Source organism: Macellibacteroides sp. (assembly GCF_050251695.1).
GTDB lineage: Bacteria > Bacteroidota > Bacteroidia > Bacteroidales > Tannerellaceae > Macellibacteroides > Macellibacteroides fermentans.
This window is the reverse complement of sequence record NZ_JBFWMI010000050.1, coordinates 21,647-25,821: the sequence shown is the minus strand read 5'-3', so window position 1 is coordinate 25,821 and position 4,175 is coordinate 21,647. Positions and strand designations below refer to the sequence as shown.

At 41.8% G+C, this 4,175-nt stretch carries 3 protein-coding genes and 1 tRNA gene; all 4 read right to left on the bottom strand.

Going from position 1 to position 4,175, the window contains the following annotated elements:
• Positions 1 to 22: 22 nt before the first annotated feature.
• Positions 23 to 95, bottom strand: a tRNA-Phe gene (locus AB7E53_RS08995).
• Between the two features lie 67 nt (positions 96 to 162).
• Positions 163 to 1,194: a thiamine-phosphate kinase gene (gene thiL, locus AB7E53_RS08990; RefSeq protein WP_079683794.1), complete on the bottom strand. Its 1,032-nt coding sequence runs from the start codon at positions 1,192 to 1,194 to the stop codon at positions 163 to 165.
• A 4-nt stretch (positions 1,195 to 1,198) separates the two neighbouring features.
• Positions 1,199 to 2,305, bottom strand: coding sequence for a tetraacyldisaccharide 4'-kinase (gene lpxK / locus AB7E53_RS08985; protein WP_446775260.1), 1,107 nt, complete (start codon positions 2,303 to 2,305; stop codon positions 1,199 to 1,201).
• A gap of 5 nt (positions 2,306 to 2,310) precedes the next feature.
• The gene (gene sppA, locus AB7E53_RS08980) at positions 2,311 to 4,074 is read right to left on the bottom strand and encodes a signal peptide peptidase SppA (RefSeq protein ID WP_446775258.1); all 1,764 of its coding nucleotides are present in this window, start codon (positions 4,072 to 4,074) and stop codon (positions 2,311 to 2,313) included.
• Between the last annotated feature and the right edge of the window lie 101 nt (positions 4,075 to 4,175).

Below are 4,175 nucleotides of genomic sequence, written 5' to 3'. Positions count from 1 at the left end.
ATTTTATCTTATTCTTTGCATGTGGTGCCACCAGGAATCGAACCGGGGACACAAGGATTTTCAGTCCTTTGCTCTACCAACTGAGCTATGGCACCATCGTTTTCATTACGGGTGCAAAGATAGGGAGATTTTTTAATTCTGCAATAGTTTCATTAAAATTATTTACTCTTTTAAGGAGTTCCATCCCTGTGCAATTAACTCAATTTCGTTTCCATCGCGTGTTACCATGTAATTTCCCAGAGAAGCGTTGGTCACATGTCCGATTACTTTAACACCTTTCATCTCTGAAACCTTGTCGTGACAGGTAAGGGGTACTGTAAACAGCAACTCATAGTCTTCACCTCCGTTCAAAGCAGTTGTTACAAGATTCATGTTAAACTGTTCCGCCATAGCTGCTGTCTGATAATCAATCGGAATGCGCTCTTCGTAAATACGGCAGCCTGTATTACTTTGTTTTGAGATGTGAAGCAATTCTGACGATAAACCGTCGGAAACGTCAATCATAGCTGTAGGCACAATTCCGGCCAGCGCAAGTTGTTCAACTATATCTTTGCGGGCTTCGGGTTTAAGCTGGCGCTCCAGTATATATTCCTTACCGGAAAAGTCTGGAGTGAATTCTTTTTCACCCTTGAACAATTGTCTTTCTCTTTCAAGCAATTGTAATCCCATATAAGCTGCTCCAAGATCGCCGGAAACACATATAAGATCTGTTTCTTTTGCGCCGCTTCTATAGACTACCTTTTCCTTTTCTGCTTCACCAATACAAGTGATGCTGATTGCCATTCCGGTAAGAGAGGCGGATGTGTCTCCCCCTACGATATCTACACCGTATATATCACATGCAAGCTGAAGACCGTCATAAAAAGATTCCAGATCTTCCACGCTGAACCGTTTGGATATACCCAGGGATACAGTAATCTGTTTAGGGGTTCCGTTCATGGCGTAAATGTCTGAGAAGTTTACAACTGCAGCTTTGTATCCAAGGTGTTTCAGCGGACAATACATCAAATTGAAATGAATACCTTCAAGCAACAAATCGGTTGTAACAAGAGTCTGCTTGTCTTTGTAATCAAGTACTGCGGCATCGTCTCCCACACCTTTTATACTGGTAGCATTTTTTAGTTGTATTCTTTGTGTAAGATGGTCGATAAGGCCGAATTCTCCTAAAGTTGCTATTTCTGTTCTTTTGCTCATTTGCTTAACGGTAAATATTGTTTTTGTAAAATGTAGTAATATGCTTTAATATCATATCGTCAAATTCGTCTCCTTTATCCAAATCAAACTTAATCCTGATGGGAAGATAAAAGAGATTGTCTTTCCACTCTTCAGGAACCAATTTATTGTCGACTAGTCTGGCTGCATCTTTCTCTGTTACAATCAGGAACTTGCGTTCAGACTTTATCAGGTCTAGTGTAGTCTTGATTTTTTTAACATCCTGCAGCGAGAAGTTGTGATGATCTGGGAACTGTATTGAGAGTACTTTACCCGGATACTTCCTTATCTCGTCGTAGAAACTGCCAGGAGAGGCAATTCCTGATACAACAACGCATGTATCATTTGCCCGTATATCCGAAAGGTGCATTCTATTCTTGTGATTTCCAAATACAGGAATAAGCTCGTCGTAGCTTATTTCGGTGAAAAACACTTTTTGATGGGCCACCAGATGCATATCTTCCTCTATGATACGGTATTCGATTGGCTTTAAATCGGGCTTGCATTTGGTGACTATCACAACGTCGGCCCGTCGTTTTCCTGAAATTGGTTCGCGCAATAATCCTACAGGGAGTAGCTTATCCCAACGAAAAAGACGGTCGTACGCTGTAAGCAAAATACTGAATGACGGTGTAACATACCGGTGTTGAAATGCATCATCCAACAAAATGACTTCGGGCCTTTCCTTTTCAGGGAGAGCCAGAAGCCTCTTGATACCATTACGCCTGTCGGCATCAACAGCTACGGTAACCATCGGAAATTTTCGTTTCATTTGTAAAGGCTCGTCCCCTATCTGCCAGCTTGTACTATGTTCGTCTGCCAGAATAAAGCCTTTGGTTTTTCGTTTATACCCCCTGCTGAGTACTGCAATACGGTATGCAGGTTGCAACAACCTGATGAGATACTCGGTATGAGGCGTTTTTCCTGTTCCTCCAACTGTTAAGTTGCCGATACATAGAACAGGAACAGGGAATTGTTCCGTTGGTAACAATCCCCAGTCAAATAATTGATTCCTGCATCTTACCCCTAATCCATATAGGAATGAAAAAGGAGCTAATAAATGGTTGATTTTTCTTGTGTTGTCTGTCGGCATGTCTTTTATAAAGGTTGCACATCATAGGGTAACCGAGTCTGGATGGCCGGAGCCGACTTGATTAAATTAAGAGTTTTGAAGTATTCAAAATCTTCACCCATAAGTTGTTTCACCACATTCAATTTTACTTCGTCAAGTTGTTTTTCGAATAGATCTTTCAGGAAGTCCTTGCTTCCGGAAACTTCTACCAGCTTGTAGTCTTTCAGGTCGGCCAGCTTGGCTGCTACGGCAATTGCTTTTTCGATGCCTCCCAATTCATCCACAAGACCCTTTTCTATAGCTTGTTCGCCAGTCCATACGCGACCCTGACCAATTGAATCGATCGCAGCTTTAGTCATACCCCTTCCGTCGGCGCAGCGTGTGATGAAGGTATCGTATCCAGATTCAATACGGCCCTGGATTAGCGCTTTTTCGTCTTCACGCATGGGACGGCTTACATCACCAAGGTCTGCATAGGTATTTGTCTTTACCACATCGGTGGTAAGCGCTACTTTGTTAAAGAGTCCGGTCATATTCGGAAACATCCCGAATATACCGATGGATCCTGTCAGCGTATTAGGCTCTGCAACAATCTTATTGGCTGCACATGAAATGTAATATCCGCCCGAAGCGGCAACATCTCCCATGGAAACAACAATCGGTTTTACCTTTTTCAATTCAAGGACCTGTTTCCATATCTGTTCGGAGGTAAAGGCACTTCCACCGGGTGAGTTAACCCTGAGTACGACAGCCTTTATTGATTCATCCTCTTTTAGTTTGATAAGCTCTTTGGCTACCTTTTCAGTGATAGACTTATCCATACTGTAAGGAGAAGTAACCGCTTCGGTAATCTCTCCTTCGGCATACAGAACGGCAATTTTATTTTTGCTTTTACCTTCTTTGGATTTAATATTCCGTACCTTGTCCACGCCAACAGTCTTTAGTTTATTGTCGGTTTGTCCGGCAAGCTCCTTAACATACTCTTCCGCTTCAGGTTTGTATTTAAGCTCGTCAACAAGTCCGCATTCCAAAGCCTTTTCGGGTAATGCAATCGCAAATCCCTGATCAGCATAATGATTTACATCTTCGACGGTTATTTTTCTTGATTTGGCAATGTCGGTTGTTATATTGTTCCAGATGCCGTTCATGTAAGAACTTATCTGCTCCCGGTTGGCATCGCTCAGTTTGTCAAGCATAAAAGGTTCTACAGCCCCTTTATAGGTTCCTACTTTAAAAATAAGCATTTCCACACCAAGTTTATTTAGCAAACCCTTATAGAACATTGTTTGTGAAGACATACCTGTGAGTAACAGCGCTCCCTGCGGGTTGATGTATACTTTATCGGCAACACTGGCAAGGTAATAGCTTCCCTGGGTATATTGATCTCCGTAGGCAACAACAAATTTACCGCTTTCCTTAAAATCGGTTATTGCACGACGTATTGCATCAATACTGGAAGAACCTGCCGAAAAGTTTCCGGCTTCAATATATATACCCTTAATATTATCGGAGTTTTTAGCCTCTTTAATAGCTTTCAAGATATCTGTAAGAGATAATTCGGTATCCTCTTCTCCCAAAAGCATTGCATACGGATTGTCCGTTTTTTGATCACTCAATGCTCCGTTCAGCGCAATCTTGAGCACCGAATTGGAAGACGGCGAGAAGGCGGTAGGCTGACTCATACTGGCAGAAATGCCAATCAATAGGAAAATTGAAAGTGTAATAAGCAATCCGGCAGCAAGGATGGCACCTAAAGCCGAAGCAAACATCATTTTGAAAAATTGTTTCATATCTCTTATCCGGTTGTAAAGGTTTATTGAACAGCAAATATAACGAACATATTTGGAGAAGTCCTACTTTTTAATCCTTATTTACTAGAAAGATGTTGGAT